20 protein-coding genes and 1 other RNA gene are annotated in these 22,318 nt (G+C 37.4%); 1 reads left to right on the forward strand and 20 read right to left on the reverse strand.

Going from position 1 to position 22,318, the window contains the following annotated elements; genetic code table 11:
- Positions 1 to 22: 22 nt before the first annotated feature.
- The 12 genes from srlE to tgt form a co-directional block, all read right to left on the reverse strand.
- Positions 23 to 1,012 (reverse strand): PTS glucitol/sorbitol transporter subunit IIB, encoded by a 990-nt coding sequence (srlE, locus tag DQM45_RS09385; protein ID WP_003085845.1) that lies wholly within the window; start codon positions 1,010 to 1,012, stop codon positions 23 to 25.
- 19 nt (positions 1,013 to 1,031) lie between these two features.
- Entirely contained in the window at positions 1,032 to 1,580 is a 549-nt protein-coding gene (srlA, locus tag DQM45_RS09390) for a PTS glucitol/sorbitol transporter subunit IIC (RefSeq protein ID WP_003083532.1), read from the reverse strand.
- A 12-nt stretch (positions 1,581 to 1,592) separates the two neighbouring features.
- Positions 1,593 to 2,069 carry a transcriptional regulator GutM gene (locus DQM45_RS09395; RefSeq protein ID WP_003082632.1) on the reverse strand — a complete coding sequence of 159 codons (477 nt, stop codon included), beginning with the start codon at positions 2,067 to 2,069 and terminating at the stop codon, positions 1,593 to 1,595.
- Positions 2,069 to 3,937, reverse strand: coding sequence for a BglG family transcription antiterminator (locus DQM45_RS09400; protein ID WP_003084204.1), 1,869 nt, complete (start codon positions 3,935 to 3,937; stop codon positions 2,069 to 2,071). The genes DQM45_RS09395 and DQM45_RS09400 overlap by 1 nt, the downstream gene beginning before the upstream one ends.
- A 22-nt stretch (positions 3,938 to 3,959) precedes the next feature.
- Complete coding sequence (locus tag DQM45_RS09405) at positions 3,960 to 4,760, reverse strand: SDR family oxidoreductase (RefSeq protein ID WP_003083774.1); 801 nt, start codon at positions 4,758 to 4,760, stop codon at positions 3,960 to 3,962.
- A gap of 146 nt (positions 4,761 to 4,906) precedes the next feature.
- On the reverse strand, positions 4,907 to 6,256 hold the full coding sequence (locus DQM45_RS09410; protein WP_003085392.1) for a glucose-6-phosphate isomerase: 1,350 nt from the start codon (positions 6,254 to 6,256) through the stop codon (positions 4,907 to 4,909).
- 144 nt (positions 6,257 to 6,400) lie between these two features.
- Positions 6,401 to 6,490: signal recognition particle sRNA small type (gene ffs / locus DQM45_RS09415), an RNA gene on the reverse strand.
- A 9-nt stretch (positions 6,491 to 6,499) separates the two neighbouring features.
- Entirely contained in the window at positions 6,500 to 7,030 is a 531-nt protein-coding gene (gene tadA, locus DQM45_RS09420) for a tRNA adenosine(34) deaminase TadA (RefSeq protein ID WP_003083820.1), read from the reverse strand.
- Positions 7,030 to 7,809, reverse strand: a complete 780-nt coding sequence (locus DQM45_RS09425; RefSeq protein ID WP_003085832.1) for an MBL fold metallo-hydrolase — start codon at positions 7,807 to 7,809, stop codon at positions 7,030 to 7,032. The genes tadA and DQM45_RS09425 overlap by 1 nt, the downstream gene beginning before the upstream one ends.
- 130 nt (positions 7,810 to 7,939) lie before the next feature.
- Complete coding sequence (locus DQM45_RS09430; protein WP_003084131.1) at positions 7,940 to 8,476, reverse strand: biotin transporter BioY; 537 nt, start codon at positions 8,474 to 8,476, stop codon at positions 7,940 to 7,942.
- Positions 8,477 to 8,478: 2 nt separating this feature from the next.
- A complete protein-coding gene (locus tag DQM45_RS09435; RefSeq protein ID WP_003084773.1) occupies positions 8,479 to 8,784 on the reverse strand; it encodes a CHY zinc finger protein in 306 nt (101 codons plus the stop codon).
- Positions 8,785 to 8,895: 111 nt separating this feature from the next.
- Positions 8,896 to 10,038 carry a tRNA guanosine(34) transglycosylase Tgt gene (gene tgt, locus DQM45_RS09440; RefSeq protein WP_003082759.1) on the reverse strand — a complete coding sequence of 381 codons (1,143 nt, stop codon included), beginning with the start codon at positions 10,036 to 10,038 and terminating at the stop codon, positions 8,896 to 8,898.
- Between the two features lie 187 nt (positions 10,039 to 10,225).
- Here tgt and DQM45_RS09445 point away from each other — a divergent pair, with 187 nt between their 5' ends.
- Complete coding sequence (locus tag DQM45_RS09445; protein WP_003083102.1) at positions 10,226 to 10,993, forward strand: DUF975 family protein; 768 nt, start codon at positions 10,226 to 10,228, stop codon at positions 10,991 to 10,993.
- Positions 10,994 to 11,092: 99 nt separating this feature from the next.
- Here DQM45_RS09445 and perR read toward each other — a convergent pair whose 3' ends face one another.
- The 8 genes from perR to DQM45_RS09485 all read right to left on the reverse strand — a co-directional run bounded on the left by perR (position 11,093) and on the right by DQM45_RS09485 (position 22,312).
- A complete protein-coding gene (gene perR / locus DQM45_RS09450; RefSeq protein WP_003082724.1) occupies positions 11,093 to 11,563 on the reverse strand; it encodes a peroxide-responsive transcriptional repressor PerR in 471 nt (156 codons plus the stop codon).
- Positions 11,564 to 11,599: 36 nt separating this feature from the next.
- Entirely contained in the window at positions 11,600 to 12,040 is a 441-nt protein-coding gene (locus DQM45_RS09455; protein WP_003084295.1) for a CoA-binding protein, read from the reverse strand.
- Positions 12,041 to 12,162: 122 nt separating this feature from the next.
- Positions 12,163 to 14,808, reverse strand: coding sequence for a DNA polymerase I (gene polA, locus DQM45_RS09460; protein WP_039984939.1), 2,646 nt, complete (start codon positions 14,806 to 14,808; stop codon positions 12,163 to 12,165).
- A 96-nt stretch (positions 14,809 to 14,904) separates the two neighbouring features.
- Positions 14,905 to 16,632: an ABC transporter permease/substrate binding protein gene (locus DQM45_RS09465; protein WP_003082944.1), complete on the reverse strand. Its 1,728-nt coding sequence runs from the start codon at positions 16,630 to 16,632 to the stop codon at positions 14,905 to 14,907.
- A gap of 15 nt (positions 16,633 to 16,647) precedes the next feature.
- The gene (locus DQM45_RS09470; RefSeq protein WP_003084551.1) at positions 16,648 to 17,928 is read right to left on the reverse strand and encodes a quaternary amine ABC transporter ATP-binding protein; all 1,281 of its coding nucleotides are present in this window, start codon (positions 17,926 to 17,928) and stop codon (positions 16,648 to 16,650) included.
- 287 nt (positions 17,929 to 18,215) lie between these two features.
- Entirely contained in the window at positions 18,216 to 19,106 is an 891-nt protein-coding gene (locus tag DQM45_RS09475; protein ID WP_003083325.1) for a diacylglycerol/lipid kinase family protein, read from the reverse strand.
- A 276-nt stretch (positions 19,107 to 19,382) separates the two neighbouring features.
- Positions 19,383 to 20,474, reverse strand: a complete 1,092-nt coding sequence (ulaG, locus tag DQM45_RS09480) for an L-ascorbate 6-phosphate lactonase (protein WP_003084163.1) — start codon at positions 20,472 to 20,474, stop codon at positions 19,383 to 19,385.
- A gap of 173 nt (positions 20,475 to 20,647) precedes the next feature.
- Positions 20,648 to 22,312 (reverse strand): BglG family transcription antiterminator, encoded by a 1,665-nt coding sequence (locus DQM45_RS09485; RefSeq protein WP_172601691.1) that lies wholly within the window; start codon positions 22,310 to 22,312, stop codon positions 20,648 to 20,650.
- Between the last annotated feature and the right edge of the window lie 6 nt (positions 22,313 to 22,318).

The raw sequence follows: 22,318 nt of genomic DNA on the forward strand, positions 1-22,318 counted from the left end.
TTTATCTTTTTTGAAAACTATTTTATTGATAAAGTCCTATACTGGCAATCCATGCAACAATGACACGCGGCACCCCGTTTAAGAAACGTGAATAAAGAACAGATGGGACACCAACTTCAACAGTCTCTGAGTCTGCCTCAGTTAAACCAAGTGCGACCGGGATAAAATCACAGCCATTTTGTGTGTTGATAGCAAATAAAGCTGGTAAAGCCATTTGGGGTGGAATATTTCCCTTACCAATTTCAACACCAATTAAAGTACCAATAATTTGTGAGATGACAGCACCCGGACCTAACAATGGTGATAAAAATGGTAATGAACAAATAAAACCAATAATAACAAGCCCCCAAATATTTCCTGCCAAGGGAACCATTAACTTGGCTAACCAATTACCAACTCCTGACCCTTGAATAATCCCAATTAAAAGAGAAACAAAAGCCATAAATGGTAAAATAGTATTTAACATTGTTTGAATAGCATCACGAGCTGCTTGGTTAAAAGTGGCAACGACTTTACCTGCTCCCATACCTATGCGGGCAACAAAACTAGACTCTGCCCGTTGTTCTGTAATTTTTTTACTGGTGTCGTAGCTCCCCTTTGAGGAAACTTCTTGGCTGAGTTCACTAAGAGGTGCTGTTTCATCAGTTGTTGAAATTTGATTGAGCCCTACAGCAGAGACATAAATATCTTCTGTAATGTATTGCGCTAAGGGACCGCTTTTCCCTGTAGCTACAATATTAATTGTCGGAATCCCTTTTTTAGGATAAATCCCACAACGTAAAGTTCCACCACAGTCAACAATAGCTAAGGCAATTTCCTGATCGGGAATAGAAGTTTTAAAGCCATTAATAGCTTCCATACCTGTTAATGAAGCGATTTTGTCAACAATTTCTGGTTTTTCACCTCCACCAGTGATGTAGATGAATTTGTGCTTGGTTTCAGTGGGAGTAATAACAAGTGGACCACCATAGCCACCACTACCTTTAACAACTTTTATACTTTTATAAACCATTTTCTTAAACTCCTTTTTCTTAATCAAGTTTCACTGTTTTACTTAGTGTCACCCCTTGTTGCTTGGCAACGTAAGCGGTAGTAAAATCAGTTACCCAGCCGCCAATAAAGTTCATGATTAGACCTACAAGTAAGTAACGAACAGCTAATTCCATTTGGCTTAATCCTAATGTTTTAATACCTGTCGCAATCCCTAACCAAACAAATAACTCACCGGGATTAATATGAGGAAAAACGCCATTGGACGTGTGACAAAATTGCATTTGCGAAGCAACATAACTAGGTTTATAATATTCAGGCATAAAGCGTCCCATACTGATAGCCATTGGATTCCCAAGCATAAAAGCTGAGATAAAGGGAAGAATCATGTAACGACTAATAGGATTTTTAGCAGATACAGCTGCTAGCTTATTCACACGCTCCTCACCTAATAAGGCAATAAAGGCATTCATAGCAACTAAAAGCATTAATACTACAGGAACAATACCTGTCATCCAACTAATAAAGGTTTCACCACCTAATTGAAAAAGTTTCATAAAACCTTCTGCAAATTTTGTAATATAATCCATTTTAAACTCCTTTTATTTTTTTAGCTGATATTTTAAGCGTGTCATTAGTCCCTTCACATGGATGTCAAGATCAAGTGCCGAACCATATTTTGGAACTTCTTGATAAGACCCAGCCTCAATTCGTAAAAACAAGTTTCTAGCATCTTCAATAGCAACCTGAAGAAGTTTATTTTCCCGACGAATCAAGGGATTATAACTGTCAAAATAGTGGATATCTTGACCTATAAATTGTGGCATTTCCTTAAAGCGAGCAGCAACAGTTACGCCTTGCATTTTACGTGCATCTAGAACAGTACCGGCTTGATCTATGGCAAACATAACAAGCGTGCCCGCTTTGATTTTACCTGATCTGCGACCAATTGCTACACGACCTTTTTGGCGAAGCTGGGCGTAAACTTGATTGAAATGCTTTAACTGCTTCATTCCTAATATGATTTGAACAAGATATGCTACTATAACTATAATAACGAAGACAATAATCGTATCCATCAAAAAATTCCTCTTTCTTCAGTCAATTGAATAAAAGCTTCTTGCGTTTCAAGCGACATTAATTCCCTCTTTAAGATAGGATCATTTGAAATCCTAAAGATATCGTCATAAAGTTCCAGCAACTCCGACTCCATTTCTTCTTCAATTTTTGCAGGGATGGCTACCATAAAAATCAGGGTTACTTGCTGGCCATTTCCTTGATAAGGCCTATCTAAAATACCTACCATCAGCGTTGGTTTTTTGTCTAGCTGGTTAAGAGCATGGGGAAGGGCAATCTGATTTCCAAATATGGTTGACTGGACTCTTTCTCTCTGGATAATTCTTTCAGTAAAGCCACAATCAACCAAACCTTCTTTAACTAAAGCATCAGCCATTTTTGTCAAGATATCTGGATAGGTTCCTTCTGGTTGCAATCTCATGAAACGGATAATATTGCTCTGCAATCGTCTTTGATGGAAATAATGTACCCTTTGCCATTCATTTTGTAACCATTGATCGTTAAATAGATTAGTAATTTGGACCAGTGGAGATTTTAACTGGCCAAATTTAAGGGGTACTGTTGTAAAAATTGCAAAGTAATTATCATCTTTTTCTGGATTAAACTGTTCCTCTGAGAATTGAGAAATTTCAATATCTGGACCTAAAACTTTTGCTAAACGCTGACAAATCAAATGAGCTGTTCCCCTACCTGTAGTACAAACAACTGCTATTTTTTTTGAGCTTTTTTCTCTAATCTTATCCTTCTCACGCATAATCAGTTCAAAGTAAAGGGCTAAGTAGCTACATTCAGATAACTCAAGGGGAGTTGAAAAGATTTCTTCTAAAACCTTGCCAGCTACAGTCGCCATTTCAAAAGCCAAGGGGTACTTGTGTTGAATTTCTCCGTGAAAAAGATCGTTTGCTTGGATATGAAAAATCAAACGATTAATTAAAAATTTAAGATGGGTATGCATCTCAAGAAATAATTTATGGTCATCAAAATGAACCAGTAGCCTGTCCTTTACTTGCGCAATCATCTTTTGATACAAGTTAATAAAGTCTGGATCTAGCGTCCCTTCTTGATAAGACAGCCCTTCTATGTACTGTGTATTAAGAGCAAAAGAGATGAAGTTCCGTTCAAAGTAGCTCATTGAGATATGATAATCCAACTCTAAATGATAAACGATTTCTTCCATAAACCTTGTTGAATTAACTTCGTTACTATAGAAAGGGATAGCCGTTGATAAGTGATGATTTTCCTGAATTCGTTTGATACTTATAGTAATTGTTTTTGTCAACAATTCTTGAATTTTTCGTGGAAGACGATAAGATGAATAGACTTTCTCCAAGAAGGAGTAGCTATCTTTTTTTAAAATTTCCGGATCAAAATAATTGTAGACATGGTGGATAAATAAAAGCCTTAATTGCATTTCTGCTCCATAAATTTGGATCCCTCGGTTTGGAATACCCTTGATAGAGACTTGGTAATCACCAGCAATCATTTTGGCAGTCTTTAAGTCTTTATTGATTGTACTTCTACTTACAGCTAGTTCTTCGGCCAAATCGTCGATAATTATGGGAGAGGTCGCCTCAAGCAAACGCTTCAAGATATAAGCAACTCGTTTACTAGCTGAGTTAAAATCACTTGCTTTGCGTAAACTTCCAGTTAATATGGTTTCAAACCTTGCATAATCATACACAGCCAGTTCAATAAGATTATTCTGCTGAATAATTTCAATGTCACCATCTAGAACTGTATTTAGTTGTTCAATACTTTTTGTTAGTGTTTGTGGACTAATCTGTAGCCGCTTTCTTAAATCATCAAATGTTATCTGATTTTGAATCACTAACGTTTCTAAGATGTCATACCAACGGTTAACTAATGCCACGACTATCCTTTCTAAAGGGATATCATCCTCTTGTCTTCCCACCTGCTACATTGGTCGTAATTCCAGTAATATAGCTTGATCGCTCAGAAATATAATAGGCAACAAGATCCGCAACTTCACTGAGTTTACCACTGCGTCCAAGTGGTGTCGTACTTGTGGATGAATATCCCGCACGAATTTCTTCAACAGTTTTTCCTCTAGTATATCCCAAAGCTTCTTCATAAGCGAATGTCCTTAAGCCTGTAGCCTCCATAATACCAGGGGCTATTCCAACAACACGTACTCCGTGTTTCCCTAGCTCTTTTGACCATGAGCGGGTGTAAGAATAGACTGCTGCTTTTGTAGCAGCATAAACACTTTGTCCTTCAGAACCTTCAAGCCCCGCTTCAGATGCCATATTAATGATAACACCAGCTTTTTGTTCTACTAAAATTCGGCCAACTGCTTGACTAACTAAATAAAGGCCCTTTTGATTAATAGTTGTTATTTTATCAAAAGTCTCATCGTCTAACTCGTATTGACCACGAGGATTCTTCGGGTCAACTAATAAACGCGGGATATTAATTCCGGCATTATTAACCAATGCATCTATCTTACCAAACCGCTCCAAAACTTTTGAGACACCATTTTCCACTTCTTTACGAGAAGTCACATCCACCTGAACAAACATCAGATTAGGATGCTTTAAAGCATTGTCTACAATATCAAAATTCGCAACCAGAACATCTAGCTCCAAGAGTTCCTCCACTATAGCTTTACCAATGCCAGATGAGGCACCCGTAACAATCACTGCCTTACCAGCAATATTTAACCAGTCTATCATTCCATTCCTCCTTTTTTATAATTACTAGTTAATTATAAAACGCTTTCAAGCTGGAATTAAGACAGCCTTTTTTACCAACTCTTAAAATTTGTGATACTAATCAAGCCCAAATAAAAAAGCCCTTAAGGGCTTTTAAAGTATGACTTTTAAAGACGAGCATTTAACTCTGCACCTAGTTCTTCAAATCCAGGTTTACCAAGTAGGGCAAACATATTTTTCTTGTAAGCTTCAACACCCGGTTGATCAAATGGGTTAACACCATTTAGATAACCTGAAAGTGCAATTGCAATTTCAAAGAAGTAAATGGTATAGCCTAACGTAAACTCGTCTTGGTTAGGGATCGTTAAGTAGGTATTTGGAACACCACCATCTGTATGGGCAAGAAGGACACCATCTGTCGCTTTTTTATTGACAAAGTCCACATCTTTTCCTTGTAAGTAGCCTAAACCATCAAGATCAGCTGCTTCAGTTGGAATAGTAATATTTTTACGTGGTTTATCCACACGAATAACAGTTTCAAAGAGATTACGGTAACCTTCTTGGATAAATTGTCCTAAGGAATGTAAATCTGTTGAGAAATTAGCTGAAGTTGGATAAATACCTTTTTGATCCTTACCTTCTGATTCACCAGCTAATTGTTTCCACCACTCACTAAAGTATTGAAGTGACGGTTCGTAGTTGGCAAACACTTCGGTGATGTAGCCTTTACGATAAAGAATATTTCGGATAACAGCATACTGATATGCTTCATTTTCAGAGATTTTTTCTGAAGAATAAGCTTGACGAGCTGCATTAGCACCTTCCATCAATTTAGTAATGTCTGCACCTGAAGCAGCAATCGGAAGTAAACCAACTGGGGTTAAGACCGTAAAGCGACCACCTACGCTATCTGGAACAACGAAAGTTTCCCAGCCATTGGCGTCAGCTTCAACCTTGACAGCACCTTTAGCCTTATCGGTTGTAGCATAGATACGTTTGTTAGCCTCATCTTGACCGTATTTTTTAACAAGAAGTTCTTTGAAAACACGAAAAGCAATCGCAGGTTCGGTGGTTGTACCTGATTTTGAAATCACATTAACTGAGAAATCCTTATCAGCAACATAGTCCACTAAATCAGCAAGGTAGTTAGAAGAGATTGAGTTCCCAGCGTAGAGGATTTGTGGTGCCTTACGTTCTTCAGCAGTTTGCAAGTTAACAAATGAATTGCTTAAGAAATCAATAGCAGCACGCGCACCAAGATATGACCCACCGATACCAATAACGACGAGTACTTCACTATCAGATTGGATTTTAGTAGCTGCTTTTTGAATGCGAGCAAATTCTTCTTTGTCATAATCTTCTGGTAAATTTAACCAGCCTGTCATTTCAGCTCCAGGACCTGTTCCTTGACGTAAAGCCGCATCAGCTGCAGAAACATGCATCTGCATGTAGTCTAATTCATGCGGTGCAACGAATTGTCCAAGGACTTTTGAATAATCAAATTTAATATGTGACATAATATACCCCTTATAATTTTTGCCTTCATTTACTATATTAACTCTTTGTTATCGTTTTTTCAATCGTTTTGAAGATTTTTTCACAATGTTTGAAAGCTTTCTCTACTTTCAGAAAAAACACATGAAAATAGCGCTTCCCATAAAAAGAAAAAATAGAGCACACACCCGAAATCGCTTAGGGCTGCTGGATTCCTCCCCTGACCCACTTCACGCACAAGTGTTGCTCCACCTAATATTCTACCATTAAAAGGACTGATTGGCAAGACCTGAACTTGCATGCTCTTTAACTAACTTTTTAGCTTCTTTCTTCTGGAGACGGCTCTGATGGAAAAAATCCTGCATAATTTGAGCACATTCTGCTTCTAGAAGACCACTTTCTAATTCCACCCGATGATTCAGTCTTTGGTCCGTTAAAATCTGGTATAAGCTCCCTGCACCACCAAATTTTTGATTGGGGGCTCCAAAAATCACATGCGGTATCCTTGCTAGCCCAATAGCACCACTGCACATAACACAGGGTTCAATCGTTACAAAAAGACTAGTTTCTAGCAATCTCCAATTTCCTTCGTGAACATTTGCTTCATTAATTGCCATAATTTCTGCATGCATAATAGCTTGATTTAGCTCTTCTCTGGCATTATGCCCGCGTCCGATAATTTTTCCTTCCTTAACAATGACACAACCTATTGGAATTTCAGCTTTTACCAAAGATTTCTCGGCCTCTTTCAAAGCTTCACGCATGAAAAATTCTTTTTCATCTTGACTATATGCCATTAGTTCATACTTCCTAAGTCCCATGATTTATGAGGAAAGGCTAATTCTACTGGAATAGAGCCTGCATATTTTTGCGTTTCCTCTTTTAATATTTCGAGGTGACGACTTGGATTAATACCCTGCGGTGGAACAGGAGGCATATGGGTGAGAACTAGTTTTTTTACCTTAGCTTGCTGAGCAATTTGCCCTGCTTCTTTAGTGGTTAAGTGCGCTATATGATTTTCATTACCTTCATAAAGATAAACATCTGCCAAAAAGAGGTCTGCATCTGCTGCAAATGAGGCTAAATCATCAAAATAACCGGTATCTGCCGTAAATACTAAAACCTGTCCTGTTTGTCGCTCGACAATACGAAAAGCATAGCAAACAACAGGATGAACCGTTTTAATAAAGGAAATATCAAAAGGGCCAATGGATTGTGAACCTTCCACATCATAAGCTATACCAACAGAGACATCTGGTAAGCTTAATTTGGCAAATTCAGTTTGGTCTTCATTGTGTGCATAAATAGGTAATAGTTTAGGTTCCCATAGCTGCTTGGGGTAGAGTTGACGATAGTGACGAAGAACACCCAAATCAGCCACATGATCAGGATGATAATGACTGATGATAACGGCATCTAAATCTAGAGGACTCACTACTTTTTCTAATTCATTTAAAGCACGACTACCAGCATCCATTAAAAGCTGAAAGCCATCATGGCCAGTCAAAAGATATGAGGTTGTCCCTTGATCTTTATAAGGATATCCTCCCCAAGAGCCTAAGGTTGTAATTTTCATAAGACTAAACCTTCTTTCTTCATTTCCATTATTATATCAGAAATCCTCACTTCTAGCTTTCTTGAAGAATAAAAAACAAGCCCCCCTGAAGGCCTGTTTTTAAACAAAGAACAAAGTCTTTATTTACTCACTACCGAATATTAATGTATGACTCTCTTAACTTTAATGCAAGAAGAGTTGCAAGTGCTGCCTTAATAGTATCTCCTGGAATAAAGGCAAGATTTGAGACCAATGCCGCACCAATTGGCATTCCTGTATGAATGGACAACCAAATAGCCCCAAAGATATCTACTAAGAGTACACCTATCACCCAAATGAGGGCAAAAATCATGAGTTTACTCTGCTTTTTAAACAGGTTAAAAAGAAAAGCAAAAAGAAAGGGAACTAGAAGCCAAGCAAAAACATACCCTGCGGTTGGTCCCATAAACACTGGAACTGTCGTGGCTTTACCTGAAAAAACTGGAACAAAAAATCCAACTAATAAGAATAAAAGAACGGACATACTTCCCTTTTTGCCACCCAATAGCAAAGCTGCAAGCATGATTCCCATATTTTGTAAAACGATAGGAACAGGAATGAAGCCTAGTGGAATTGGAGGGATAAATCCAAGAATAATAATCAAGGTTGTCATCATAGCCATGTAGGCTAAGTCTTTGGTTGTAAACATCTTTACTCCTTTTTAAAATAGATAGCTTTATGAAAAGCACATTTTGGATTAAAAGCTTTGTTACAATAGGGACAATAGCCCCCTTCATAAGCCTCTAAGCTCAGCTGACTCTTACAGGAGCCACATAATACTGGAAATAGTTCAGTCTTGCCGCTGGGGCTAAAACTATGATCCTCTAAACTATCGTGGCACTGGTAACAGGCATAATATTTTTGACAAGCTTGGCATTTTAAGGCAGCAATATCTTTAGGTCCATGATAATGACAGCAACGTGATTCATGATCTAAATCCATTCCATAATAATCCATAATATCTCTTTTCTGTCTATCAGTTTAATGAAAAAAAAAACCTTTGTCAACCTCCTTTAATAAAATAGGTAACAGTAGAACACTAAAAAAACAGAGCTAAACTCTGTTTTTTTAAAAGTTCCGGTTAGAAACATTATAGCCATAACGCTCAAGGAAATCTTCACGAAACTCCAAAAGGTTATCGTCCATAATAGCTTGACGAACTTTTCTCATAAGATTTACCAAGAAATAGAGGTTATGATAACTTGTCAGACGAATACCAAATGTTTCATCTGCTTTCAGCAAGTGACGAATATAAGCTCGGCTATAATTTTGACAAGTATAACAATCACAATCATGGTCAAGGGGAGTAAAATCTTCAGCAAATTTAGCATTCTTAACAACTAAACGTCCTTGACTAGTCATACAAGTTCCGTTACGAGCGATACGGGTTGGTAGTACGCAGTCAAACATGTCAATACCACGGATAACACCATCAATCAAGCTATCTGGCGCTCCTACCCCCATCAAGTAGCGCGGTTTATTTTCTGGTAGTAAAGGTGTTGTAAAATCAAGAACAGCATTCATCTCTTCATGTGATTCACCAACAGCCAAACCACCAACGGAATAACCAGGGAAATCCATAGCGACTAAGTCAGCTGCTGATTGGCGACGTAAATCTTCAAAACCAGCTCCTTGAACAATTCCAAATAAACCTTGATCATGTGGGCGACGGTGAGCTTTGAGACCTCTTTCTGCCCAACGGCTTGTTCTTTCAATTGATTTTTTGACATAATCATAAGGTTGGTAGAATTGTGGGCATTCATCAAAACTCATCATGATATCAGAACCCAGATTGTTTTGAATTGAAATAGCCTTCTCTGGTGAGAGGAACATTTTTGAACCGTTAAGATGATTCTTAAAGGTTACCCCTTCCTCCGTTATATTACGAGAATCAGCTAGAGAATAAACTTGGAAACCACCTGAGTCCGTTAGAATAGGCTGGTCCCAGTTCATAAACTTATGAAGCCCTCCAGCTTTTGCAATCAATTCATCTCCAGGTCGTAACCACAAATGGTAGGTATTGGAGAGGATAATTCCTGAGCCCATCTGTTTGAGCTCTTCAGGAGATTGTGTTTTAACAGTAGCCTGTGTACCAACGGGCATAAACATAGGCGTTGGGAAAGTTCCGTGGGGCGTAATAATTTCCCCAAGGCGAGCCCCAGTATGTTTTTCTTTTTTTATGAGACGGTACTTTATTGGATAATCAGTCATTTTTTCCTCGCTTTCAAGAATAACAGTCTTGCGCTTTGATCAAACTAAGTATGACCTAGTCTTTTTCGTCTACAGCTCTATTATTCTATCAAAAAAAAGAGGGATTGTCATGACCTTTAAGGAACAATCTGGTAGTCGAAAAGCATTCTAACTTATGCTATAATAAAATATACTAAAAGGAGGCTAAATGAAGTTATCTCAATACAAAAACCAAGCTAAAGCCACACTAAAAGGCTTGCCTGGTAAATACCAATTATTTTTTCTTCCCATTTTATTTATTTTCTTTTTAATTAGTATTCAAATTCATCAAAATTATTTAATTGAAGAACAAATTCAACTGTCTATCTTTGCTTCAATCTTCCCAACCATTCTGAATATTATCTCAAGCTTACTAGGCCTCTCCGCTGCTTTTACCATCTTAAAGGTCATCCGACGCCAACAAAACCGAGTATCGTTTAATGATTTAGGTCTCAGCTTTTCTAGGCCTTTCTTCTGGAAAATTCTCTTTCTTAGCTTAATTCGTTGGCTCCTTTTATTGGTTTGGTCACTTATTTTACTCCTCGGATTAGCAATCACAGCCTTAGGTATCTATCTCTATCAGACGAATGGTTTATCGGTAGCGCTTCTCCCCATTGTTATTGGGGTTATTACTAGCCTTATTGGTCTTGCTATTGCTATTAATCGTCAATATGCCTATTCAAAAAGTCAGTATATTCTGTTTGATCAATTACAAAATGGAAGCTATACTGGAGCATCAGATATCATTGATCAAAGTGTCTCCTTAACAAAAGGTTACAAGTGGAAAAATTTTCTTTTACATCTTAGTTTTCTAGGATGGTTTATTCTCTTATTACTATCTTTTGGGTTATTAATCATTTATCTCTATCCTTACCTAACAACCTCTGAACTCTATTTCTACGAAGACCTTAAGGTTTCTAAGGAAGAGGCAAAATAGCAGAGATAATGCCTAAAATAAATCTAGATAAATCATCTTCTTTCATTGATATATGAAAAAACCAACAAGTTTTATATCCTTGTTGGTTTTTTACATTGATTAATAGAGTCGTTTACTTTTCTTCTGACATTCTGGACAGATGCCATAAGCGATGATAGGAATCCGAGTAACTTTATAGCCAGTTTGATCATAAGCTTCCTTAGCTACATCCATTACATCGACATCCATGAAATCAGCAATCTTACCACAGTCCTCACAAACCACATTAACATGCTGGTGGCCCATAAAATCATAATATGTAGTTAAATCATTGGAAATTTTAATTTCAGAAACAAATCCCTCATCTACTAATACTTTTAAATTATTGTAAACGGTGGCCAAGCTCATGTTAGGAAAATCGCCCTTTAAATCGCGGTAAATTTTGTCCGCACTTGGATGCTCTGTTGACAAAACCATATATGAAATAATAGCCTTACGCGTTTCTGTAATTCTAATATGTCTTTCTCGTAGATGCTCTAAAACATTTTCAAAGGCATCTAAAGCTTGTTGGTTATGTGAATGAACATCCATAAGCAATCTCCTAACAATCTATTTTGGCGGGTAGTTTTAATCTTGATTCAATATAATATTCCGATAGTCTATTTTGAGGCATCTATTCATGACAATATCTTGGTGCCCACTAGCCCTTAAGAGCTTCTCAGCTTCCTGACTTTGGAGGCCTAATTGTGCCCAAAAAACCTTTGCATCCGTTTCGATAAAATCCTCTGCAACTTGTGGCAAAGCTTCGCTACGCCTAAAAACATCAACAATATCAATAGATATGGGAATGTCTTGTAAGCTTGCATAAACTTTTTGTCCTAAAACGGTTTGACCAGCCAGTTTAGGGTTGACGGGGATTATCTGATAATCCATTGCCTGCAAAAACTTAGCAACACCATAAGCAGCCGTTTCAGGTCGATCTGAAAGTCCAACAACAGCAATTGTTTTAGCCTGGCTAAGGTAGGTTTTGAGTGTTTCTTCTGGCGGATTTTGAAAGGTATAAGTCATTGATTTCCTCATTTTCCTATCATAAGTGACCTTTACAATCACTGTCAGTACAATTTCCCTTTCATTATAACATAAAAATATTAGATCGCTAAAAAAACTTTAACCCCTAGACTCTTCAAGGCTTATTTGGCTTCATACCATGATTGGCCTGAATTCTCGTCCGCACGTAAGGGTACCGCCAAGTCAACAGCATCTTCCATTATTTCCTTGACCAGTTGCCGAACAGTAACTAATTCTTGATTAGGTACCTCAAGGACAATTTCATCATGCACTTGAAGTAACATTTTAGCCTTAAACGCTCTGTCGGCTAGGGCTTTATCTAGGTTAATCATGGCTATTTTAAGAATATCAGCTGCGCTCCCTTGAATAGGTGAGTTAATGGCTGTTCGCTCCGCAAAAGATCTTACGTTGAAATTACGAGAATTGATATCCGGTAATTCACGACGACGCTTAAAGAGTGTTTCAACATAACCCTTGTCCTTAGCCTCTCGAACCACAGAATCCATATATGCCTTAATACCTGGGTAACGTTCAAAGTAGGTGTCAATATAGTCACGCGCTTTTTTACGACTAATCCCCAAATTGTTTGAAAGCCCAAAATCAGAGATACCATAAACGATACCAAAATTAACAGCCTTGGCATTACGACGATCATTTGGAGTAACATCTGTTTCTTTCTCAATACCGAAAACACGCATAGCCGTCGCTGTATGAATATCAGCATTGTTATTAAAAGCAGCAATCAAATGTTCATCACCTGATATATGCGCCAAGACACGTAATTCAATTTGTGAATAATCAGAACTTAAGAGAACCGAATCATCACTAGATGGGGTAAAGGCTTTACGGATTAGACGCCCCTGTTCCATTCGAATTGGAATATTCTGTAGGTTGGGGTCAGTACTTGATAAGCGGCCTGTTTGCGTCAAATCTTGGACATATCGCGTATGGATTTTGCCATCTTCCATAATATAGTCTTGTAAACCAATCAAATAGGTTGATTGCAATTTTGTAATTTGTCGGTAATCAAGTATCTTAGCAACAATTGGTGCAATCGGAGCTAATCGTTCCAAAACATCAACAGCTGTTGAATAACCCGTTTTAGTTTTCTTAGTCATTGTTAAAGGTAACTGCATTTTCTCAAAAAGGATACTACCTAATTGTTTTGGTGAATTAATATTAAACTCTTCACCTGCTAAGTCATAAATTTCTTGTGTCAAAGCGTCAATAACATTCCTATTTTGCTCGGCCATTTCCATAAGAGTCTGTTTATTGACTTTTATACCAGCAATTTCCATCTTAGCTAGAACATTCGCTAATGGCAACTCAATCTTGTAATAGAGGTCACTTTGTCCGTTATCCGCCAGTTTTTCCAGCATAACTGGCTTACTAGCCGCAAGAACAGCCACCTTACGAGCTAAATGGGAAAAAAGAAGATCTTTAGCTGGAAAAGCACGTTTAACACCTTTCCCATAGATAGCCTCATCGGACTCTAAACTGATACTAGTATGTAACCTAGCAATAGTAGCTAATTCATTATCATCAACATTCGATAAAAGGTAGTTGGCGAGACGTGCATCAAAAGCAGCCTCGGGAATCTCTATTCCCAGATGATTTAAAAGAACTTTTGCCCTCTTGAAATCATAGGTAAAAATTGGTTTCTCTAAAACTTTTGTAAACAATGGCTGACGCAACAATTCAGGATTCTGACTGACATAAATAGCCTCTTGATTCCCCCAAGCAAAAGCAGTTATAGCTTCGCGGTGATAATTATCTTTTAGGATTTCAAAGTAGAAAAAACTATCTTCAGCAAACATCTCGTCCGTCACATTATCAATGACTTCCTGATAGTTCATTTCAATAACTGAAGAACTTGGTAATTGCGTTTTTAAAGCTGTCCGCAATTGCACAAAGCCCATCTCATCGTAAAATGCAGCTAAAGCATCAACGTTTGGTCCCTGATAAATCAAATCTTCTAAACCGATAGTTATCGGTGCATCTGTATTGATTGTTGCAAGGGTTTTAGATAAAAAGGCCTGTTCCTTGTCATTAATCAAGTTTTCTTTCATTTTAGAAGCCTTAAAATGATCAATATTAGCATAGATACCTTCTAAACTACCATATTCATGTAGTAACTTGAGGCCTGTTTTTTCTCCAATTTTAGTGACCCCAGGGATATTATCAGATTTATCACCCATCAATGCTTTTAAATCAATAAATTGCTCAGGAGTCAGTCCCATTTTCTCCTTGAGATAAGCTGGCGTGAATTCTTCAAATTCTGCCACTCCTTTTTTTGAGATTTCAACAACAGTATTAGCATCAGTTAGTTGAATCAAGTCTTTGTCACCACTAACAATGGTGACATCAAATGGCACTTCTGTCCGCTCTGCCATTTTATCAAGAGTTCCGATAATATCATCAGCTTCGTAGTTAGCCAGGTCATAGAAAGGGACGCCAAGAGCTGTTAACATCTCACGGATATAAGGGAACTGCTCGCGAAATTCATCTGGCGTTTTAGCACGACCAGCCTTGTAATCAGCATACATCTCAGTACGAAAAGTTGTTTTACCTGCATCAAAAGCCACCAAAATATGGGTCGGCTGTACCCGCTTCATCATATGATCCAACATAAGGTGGAAGCCATAAATAGCATTGGTGTGAAGGCCAGACTGATTTCGAAAACGATCGATTTGATTGTAAAGAGCGAAAAAAGCACGAAAGGCCACTGAAGAGCCATCAATTAATAATAGTTTATTCTTGTTTTCCATAGCCTTATTATAACACAAGCCTAGTCTCTTTGACCTTTTAAAGCAATCACCAAAAAACCTTTGAATATGATTCAAAGGTTTTTTATGGCAATTCTTTTAGTTAATCCATTTTTTAACTTTATCTTGGTTAGCTTTAACCCATTTTTTAGCAGCATCTTCTGGTTTCATACCGTTGTTCATATCTAACATGACTGACTCCATATCTGCTATTGTCCAGTGGAATTTATCGACAATCTTATAAAGTTTTGGCATGTCTTTTTTCAGACCTTTACGAGCAATACTATTGATATTTTCTTCTGAACCTAAAGTTTTCTTAGGATCTTTAAGGTATTTCAAATCGTATTTAGAGAACATCCAGTGTGGTGACCAGCCGGTTACAACAATTTCTTCCTTGTTTTTAATAGCTTGGTCTAGGGAAGTCGTCATGGCACCGGTTGAAGATAAGACTAACTCCCAGTCAGCCAAGTTTGGATAAGCCTTTAATGTTTTTTGTGTAGCAGTTGTAATCCCTGCACCTGGCTCAATACCGGTAATCTTTTTCTTGGCTTGGTCCGATAAATCCTCAATACTGTTTACATTTTTCATATACTTGGGAACAACCAGACCTAATTTAGTTCCTTTCAGGTTAGGACCTAAATTATCCACTTGATTTTTATATTTTTTCATATGTTCGGCTTGTGTGACGGGCAACCAAGGGCTTACTGTAAAGTCCGCATTACCATTAGCAACGGTTTGCCACATAACAGCATTATCTAGTGGCGTCATTTCTACACGATAGCCTTCTTGTTTTAAAACTTCAGCAATAACATTAGTTGAAGCAATTTCTGAATCCCATTGCATATAAGCAATCTTGACCTTTTCACCCTTTTCACCTGAACCTGAACTCATACTTACAATAGTTTGGCCAAGGGCTGCAATGATAAAAAATCCCAAGGCTAGCAAACCAACTATTTTATTGGTTTTGCCAGCTGCTGCTTTATCTTCTTGCTTACTGTTAATACTTTGTGTTGTACGGTCTAGAATAATCGCTAAAATAACTAAAGCCAAACCAGAAACAAAACCAGTACCAATATCAGCATGTTGTAAGGCTGATAAGACTTCACGACCAAGACCAGGGGCACCGATCATTGATCCTGTAACAACCATAGAAAGTGCTAACATCATAGTCTGGTTAATTCCCGCCATGATGGTATTTTTAGCTAAAGGAAGTTCAACTTTTAATAATTTTTGGCGAGGGGTTGAACCAAAAGCATCTGACGCTTCTACCAACTCTGTTGAGATATTACTAATTCCTAAGTTGGTAAAACGAACAGTCGGAGGTAAGGCAAAAATAACAGATGCGAAAACTCCCGGAACCATCCCAATACCAAAGAAAGCAACCGCCGGAATAAGGTAAACAAAGGCTGGCATGGTTTGCATAAAGTCCAAAATAGGGTTAACAATTTGTCTAACGGTAGCACTTTTAGCCATCCAAATCCCCAGTGGAATTCCTATAATGATTGAAATTAAACTGGCTACCAAGACTAAGGTGAAAGTATTAATCAAATGTTCCCATAAACCTTGATTATAGATAAAGAGCAAACCAAGAAAGGTAAAGGTTGCCAAAGGCCATTTCTTCTTAGCTAAGAAGAAAACAGCTGCTGTTACTAGTACAATAAATAGTAAGGGATTAATAAATAAAAGTACACTTGTTATCCAATCCATTACATAACTTCCAATGGTTTGTAGAAAATTAAACAAACCAGAAAAAGTATGAGTTAGCCATTCTGTTAATTTTTCTACCAGCTTAGCCACTGGTAATTTTGTTTCTAATATATTTCCCAAAATATTATCTCCCTCTTACTCAGATTGCTCTGCCATTGCCACCCCATTATTAAGGGGTTGGTCTGTGACCTCTTGCTCATTATCTACCGTTCTAATGATTGTGGTATCATCTTCTTCTGGAATATTAGCCAAAGCTTCGATGACACGCCCACGAATGATAACACCCAAGAGGCGATTCTGATCGTCAGTAACAGCAATAGGTGCTGATGAATCATAGATTAATGGCATGATGTCTGTAATAGTAGTGTCTTTATCAACAGTTCTAACCTCACGATCAATTACTGCTTCTAGAGGTAAACCTTCTTTTCTTGCCTTGATAGCGGCGTCAGCCGTCAAAGTACCAACAAGTTGACGACGACGATTCGTTGCCATAAGCATCGAAACCTCTTCAGTATGCATGCGATTTAGAGCAACCTGCGGGCCATCAATCTCCACTGTTGTTGTAAATGGTTTAATCATAATATTTTGTGCGGTTAAAACTTTAGAGCGATCAACATCTTCTACGAATTCACGAACAAAATCATTGGCTGGATTAGTTAAAATTTCTTCTCCTGTGCCAATCTGCATAATTTGACCATCCTTCATCAAAGCAATCCTGTCACCGATACGCAGCGCTTCGTTTAAATCATGGCTGATAAAGATAATGGTTTGACCAGTTGAATCTTGTAAATCTACCAATTCATCTTGCATATCACGTCTAATTAGCGGGTCAAGTGCAGAGAAAGCTTCATCCATCAAAAGTATTTTAGGGCCATTTGCAAGTGCTCTTGCTAAGCCTACGCGCTGTTGCATACCACCTGATAACTGATTTGGGTATTGATCTTTAAAACTAAGCAAACCTGCATTGTCAAGAGCTTTTTCAGCTCTCTCTTGGCGTTCCGCTTTTGGCACTCCCCTTAATTCTAATCCGAACTCCGTATTCTCTAAGATTGTTTTATGTGGGAAAAGAGCAAAGCTTTGAAAAACCATATTAATATCATGACGTCTGACTTCTCGGAGATTTTCTGCATTCATTTTTGAGATATCTTTTCCTTCAAGTTCAATTGCTCCTGCAGAAGGTTCAATCAATCGATTAAGCATTCGAACTAAAGTTGATTTACCACTCCCTGATAGCCCCATAATAACGAATATTTCGCCTTCTTTGACATCGAAGCTTGCATCATAGACCCCTACAGTTGCCCCTGTTTTCTTAAAGATTTCTGTTTTACTTTTCCCTTGCTTTATCATCTCTAAGGCAACTTTTTGCTTTTTTCCAAATATTTTTGTCAGATGCCTAACTTCTAGTATATTTCCCATCGTAAACCTCTCTTATTTTTTCTTTAACAGTTTCATAATAATAATGTAGAAAACACTTTTTACTTTCTCATAATTATCAACGAAACCTTTCATATTCCAAACAGAACATATACGATAATACCATGTGTGGTCACTTATGTCAACTCTGAACCCTTGCTGAAATGACCGAAAATCCCTTAGCAATCGCTTTCTTTCCTCTGCTACTATTGACAAATAACCTACAAGAACGCCTTCAGAACAACAAGTGACCGCATAAAAAAAGAAGTGGATTGTATTCCACAACTTTTTTATGATAAACAAGTATATACTTGAAGGTGACTAGGAAGGACTTTTAATGTTACAGGGAGATAGTCACCTTGGTCTCCATCAACATTTGTTTGCAATTTCTCATTTTTAACAGTAATGGTTACCTGTTTGACTTTTTCATAAGCCACAATATCATCAGTTTGATCATCTTTTGAAAGTAGTGTCGGTAACGCTTTTAAAGTTTCTAAAAGAGTTTGATCTTTAGTAAATACCAAATGTAAGAAGCCATCATCCACCTCAGCCTCTGAGGTAAAACGATCCATGCCACCAACTGAATTAGTTAATCCGACTAAAATCAAGGATCCTTTAATTTCTTTTCTTTTTTCAGGTGTTATCATCTCAAAATCATAAGTTTTATTCCCTAAAATTTCCTTCATTCCTGAAATGACATAGGCCATTGGCCCAAGAAGCGTTTTTTGTTTGTCATCCACATTATTAATGGAAGCTGGAATATTACCAATAGCCACAATGTTGGTAAAATAACTGTCATTTACTTTACCAATATCTAAAGAACGAGTCTGCTCAAAATTCAAGCGATCAATAGCTTTTTGAGGATCTAGGGGAATCTCTAAAGCCCTAGCCAAATCATTGACTGTTCCCAGTGGTAGAAATCCAAACTTTGGCACATAGCCTTGCTCAGCAATACCGTTGACTGCTTCATTAACTGTCCCATCTCCACCCATGACAAAAACACTGTCATAATGCTTTTCCGAAGCTTCTCGTGCAAAAGCTTTAGCGTCACCGATATCCTCTGTATATCGGGTGTCGACATGATCAAAATGATTTGTTAATTTATCACGTACTTCTTTTTCAAATTCCTTGGCTTGTTCGCCACCAGAAGCTGGATTAACTATTAATAATACTTTCTTCATAGACTCCCCTCATTTCTCTCCTTATTTTCTTACATTTTAACATAAAATCCTTTTGATGGCTTAGCTCAGCTATTATTTGAATTGAGAGAAGGAGCCATACTTAGTATTCGATTATAATGAGAAGGGATACTTAAGCTTACCTTTACCAGTAGCCTTCTGTCTTTTAATCTACAATATATCTCTTCATCGTTTCAAGCTAGTAAAGAAAGAGGAAATAAAAAAGAAGACAAAGTAACTTTGTCTTCATAGTAATCCCACTTGCTCAATACTTTAAGGCTATAGCAAAGCTTTAAATTGGATATTAGAATCTTCTAAGAAGCAATCATCAAAGCCTCTTGGATGATGGTATTCGATTTTATCTTTGTCTAGTGGATAAGTATATTTTCCACCAACTTCCCATATGAAAGGATGGAAATCATACTGTAATCTTTCCTTCCGCATTTTCCAAAGTTCCAAAATTTCATCTGTTGAAGCCATAAAGTTGGACCAAATGTCATAGTGAACAGGAATGATAACTTTGGCACGGAGATTTTCTGCCATTCTTAACAAGTCCACAGAAGTCATCTTGTCCTGAATACCAAGTGGGTTTTCACCATAATTATTGAGAGCGACATCAATCGAGAAATCACGACCATGTTTGGCAAAGTAATTTGAGAAGTGTGAATCTGCTCCATGATAAATAGTTCCACCTGGTGTTTCAAAAACGTAGTTTACAGCTTTACGAGCCATCTCTTCATCTGTTACAGCCAAACCAGCTAATTCACCGCCTTGAGCATCTGCACCTTCGACAGGTAAGGTAACTAGACAGGTACGGTCAAAAGATTCTACAGCAGTAACTTTCATATCTTTAATTGTAATGCTATCACCTGGTTTTACAATAATAATTCGTTCCTCAGGGACACCCCATTTTTTCCAGATTTCACCACACTCATACGGGCCAACCAATTTCACATGGGCTAATTTTGGATTATTAATAACTGCTGCAGCTGTATTGATATCAATATGATCACTATGGAAGTGAGAAACAAAGTAGTAGTCTAGTTCATTAATAGCAAAAGGATCAATAACCATAGGTTGAACACGCAAATTAGGTTGTAATTTGCGAACACCAGCCATATTAGCCATCTGATGCCCGCGAACCATATCTTTGACCTTTTTAGTCGACTTCCCTCTATTTGACCAAAGATCCATCACGATATTAGCTCCAGCTGGCGTTTTAATCCAAATACCACAATTCCCTAACCACCACATAGAGACATTGTTTTCAGGAACTACTTCTTCTTCAATTTCTTCATTCAACCATGTTCCCCATTCTGGAAATGTGCTTAAAATCCACGATTCACGAGTAATGTCTTGTACTTTTGCCATTAATACTTTCCTCCGATAATAATGATTTATGTACTTTAAGTATATTACTCTCTCGAAAACTAAAAAAGACCAAGTCTCACACAGCTATGTGTTCAAAAATGGACGCTTTAAAAGGTGACGAAACTAAAAAATCCCCAACAGTCATTCCGTCCTTGGGAAGCGTCGAGGTATGTCTAACTATTCTTAAAATCTTGAAGTAGCTCGCGATGAATAAGGGCTTCAATTTCCATTTTCAAGCCATAGTTTTCGGACTCATCAGCAATATATTGACTGATACATTTTGCTAATTGGTCCGTAAAACGTGACTCTTTGTTAATATTTTGCCGCTTAGCGAGACGAATTAATGATAAAATATGATCATCATTTAATATGGGATCAACAGCGATAGTGGTAAATGGACTATCCAAATCTCGATTTGTCGTGATGACAACATCAACATCTAAAAGATCTTTAACACTTTCAAACTGTTCTGTCGTAAAAACTGCTAAAATATGCTCACTTTTTAAGTATTGACTACATTGCTGAAGAACAATTTTTTGAATGGCAATGCCATCATCAGAAACAATAATAAAGCGCGTTTCTTCCACTTTATCAAGACTATTTCTAAGCTCCCCACCTAAATGAATGGTTAAAAATGCAAGATCATCGTCTGACAAGCGAACTGCCCAAGCCTCTTCTAAAATAGTGGCACAAGAAACTGTTTCCTGATATAAAGTTTGGTACTTTTTTTGAATGTGCTCGGTCAAAGGATTGACTGATGAAATTCCATATTTCTTACGGTAAATCAGAGCCTTGCAATGTTGGGTTAGTTGTTTAATCAATTCCTGTTTATGAGTGAACTGCAAATCAAACCGATCTTCAAGAGCCTTAATAAAATGGCTAAGCGTCGTCCGCATATCATCATAATCTGGACTTTCTACATGACTATCTTTATCCTTTCGAAAAGATAACATTAACATGGCTACCAAGCCAACTTCAATATCATCTAAATGCAACTTAAAGTGTTTATATAGCTCTTTTGCTAGGTCCTTGGCAATATAATATTCTTTACGCTTCCAAATCAGATTAAAATCTTTTTTTAATGTTTCAATGACCTGATAATCACAGCGCATATTACGATAACTTAACAAGATAAAAGGTAGAATTTGAATCATAAAATGACTATCTTGACTGTTAATACGCTTCCCCAGCTGAGCTTGTGAATCAGAGAGGTAGTCATCAAGAAAGCGAGTGAACTCACTTGAAAAATAAGTTGTCTTTGCTAAATGTTCTTCTAATTTATGATGAAAGAAATCAAGGAAGGTTTGATTGCCCCCGTGGTATATATCATCTAACATCTTATAGAGAAATTGAATATAAGACAAAGGATAACATTCAAAGTAATAACCCATTGACTTTGTCGAATGCAGTTGAATAGAGTACTCGTAAGCCGCCAAAGTCTCTCGTAATTCATTTAGATCGTTTAAGATCGTATTACGAGATACATCATTAATCTGCATTAACTTCTCAATTGTGACACGTTGTGTCGAAATCGCAATAAAAATAGCAGATAATTTCATGCGTTCGTCACTTTTCATAACATAGTTATAATCCGTCACATCTTTCAGTAAATATCGACAAGCTTCTTTTTGTTTCTGATCTAAGAGAATCCCAATGCGTGGCAAGGAAATAATTTGACTAACCACCTCAGGCAAAGCCTCATTAATTTTTTCTAAGTGATAATAGACCTTTCGCCGTGATTGTCCTAATGCTTTTGAAATGGCCATTACTGTCTGAGGCTTATCAAGTTTAATCAAATAAGATAATAAATCGTAGCTTTTTTTATCTAGCAAGAGCACCATTTC

It is taken from the genome of Streptococcus porcinus (assembly GCF_900475415.1).
Taxonomy (GTDB): domain Bacteria; phylum Bacillota; class Bacilli; order Lactobacillales; family Streptococcaceae; genus Streptococcus; species Streptococcus porcinus.